The organism is Actinocrinis sp., from assembly GCF_035946395.1.
Lineage (GTDB): Bacteria > Actinomycetota > Actinomycetes > Streptomycetales > Catenulisporaceae > Actinocrinis.
This window is the reverse complement of record NZ_DASYZI010000319.1, coordinates 1-1,716: the sequence shown is the minus strand read 5'-3', so window position 1 is coordinate 1,716 and position 1,716 is coordinate 1. Positions and strand designations below refer to the sequence as shown.

At 69.1% G+C, this 1,716-nt stretch carries 2 protein-coding genes and 1 pseudogene; all 3 read left to right on the top strand.

Annotation, left to right across the window (positions count from 1 at the left end; all coding sequences use genetic code 11):
- Positions 1-703: pseudogene (locus VGS97_RS19400) on the top strand (hypothetical protein); the annotation flags it as partial.
- A gap of 86 nt (positions 704-789) precedes the next feature.
- Positions 790-1,497 carry an SDR family NAD(P)-dependent oxidoreductase gene (locus tag VGS97_RS19395; protein ID WP_326855001.1) on the top strand — a complete coding sequence of 236 codons (708 nt, stop codon included), beginning with the start codon at positions 790-792 and terminating at the stop codon, positions 1,495-1,497.
- Positions 1,494-1,664: a hypothetical protein gene (locus VGS97_RS19390; protein WP_326855000.1), complete on the top strand. Its 171-nt coding sequence runs from the start codon at positions 1,494-1,496 to the stop codon at positions 1,662-1,664. The genes VGS97_RS19395 and VGS97_RS19390 overlap by 4 nt, the downstream gene beginning before the upstream one ends.
- Positions 1,665-1,716: the final 52 nt, after the last annotated feature.

Sequence of the window (1,716 nt, the reverse complement as noted above, 5' to 3'; positions counted from 1 at the left end):
GAACGCCGAACGCTTTGAGGAGCGGTTGATGTACGAGCTGAAGTCCCATGTCCAGGAACGGGCACAGGCTCTGGCACACGAACGGGTACAAGAACGCGAAGTCCCTGGCGGTGGCCGTCGCCTTGCACGTGCGCGCCCTCGTCCGCGCCCTCGTCCGCGCACGGTGGTCGCGGCCAGCGCGGGACTCGCCGCCGTGATCGCAGCCGCTGTCCTCATCACCGGCAACACGGCTGCGACCAGCAGCGCCGGCACTGGTGGTGACGCTGGCCGCATCGTCGTCAGTGTCAGCGGCACGCCTCGCGCCCTCGTCCACATCGCCAATGCGGCCTACACCGTGCAGCAAGAGCCCGCCGGGATCGTCAAACTGACCATCCTCGACGCCCGCGGCAAGCCCGACGTCAATGCCCTGCGCCGTGATCTGGCCGCCGCGGGTGTCGACGCCAGAGTCCTGGCCGACCTTGCCGTGTGCCGCAGCCCGCTGCCAAGCTCGTCTCCCGGCATCGAGCTGCTGCCGCCCGCGAAGCTGCCGCCCGACCGTGTCACCTTCGAGAACGGCAAGCTCGTCTACTACCTGGACACGAACGAAGTATCGCCGGGCATGACGTTGTCCATCCTTTTCGGAGACAGCCTGGGCACCATCGGCGTGGCGCTGACTTCGACCGACGCCCTGCCAACCTGCATATTCAACCCGGCCGACCACTAGGCATCGGGCGCTGGGCCACCAGGCGCCGCGAGCCGCCCGCGTACGGGCGATTGGATCTACGCGGCACGCGGGTGGAGGCTGGAGCCATGACGAGAACACTGATCACCGGAGCGAACAAGGGCCTCGGCTACGAGACGGCCCGCCGCCTCATCGTGGCGGGCCACACCGTCTACATCGGCAGCAGGGACCCGGAGCGTGGCCGCCGGGCCGCCGAGCGGCTCGGCGCGCGGATGGTGCAGCTCGACGTCACCGACGACGCGTCTGTGACCGCCGCGGCGAAGGCGATCGAAGCCGAGGGCGGGCTGGACGTCCTGGTCAACAACGCCGGAATCGAGGCACGCGGCGAAGGCAACACGGTCGTCGGCGCCGCGGATTTGACCGCCGAACTGATGCGGACGGTGTTCGAGACGAACGTCTTCGGCCTCGTGCGCGTCACCCACGCGTTCCTGCCGCTCTTGCAGCAGTCGCCCGCCCCGGTCGTGGTCAACGTGAGCAGCGGCCTAGCCTCGATGACGCGGATGAGCACCACGGGCTCGCCCGGCTCGGCTTACCCGGGCGTGGCCTATCCGGCGTCGAAGTCCGCGGTCAACATGGTCACCATTCAGTACGCGAAGGCGTTGCCGAACATGCGGATCAACGCGGTCGAGCCCGGATTCACGGCGACGGACCTCAACGGGAACACCGGTACGCAGACCGTCGAGCAGGGCGCCGAGATCATCGTGCGCATGGCGCAGGTGAGCCCCGACGGCCCTACCGGCGCCTACTTCGACGCTGAAGGCCCCATCGGCTGGTGACGCGTCGCCGGTCGGCGATCAGCCGGGCGACCTCGGCCTCGCGCTTTCCCAACGGGTCGACGCCCACGTCCACGTTCGCGTTCTGGTGGTCGTCATCGCACGGCCGACCGGTCGAGACCGGCGAGGCCGATCCGGACCTGGCCGCCGTGCCGGCGGTCGTCAGGTGAGATCAAGCAGCTCCACGGTCACCGTCGCGATGTCGCCTACGTCGAGGCCCTC

Excerpts from the sequence above, each read along its gene's own strand:
- VGS97_RS19395 (WP_326855001.1), top strand. The coding sequence starts at position 790 with ATGACGAGAACACTGATCACCGGAGCGAACAAGGGCCTCGGCTACGAG.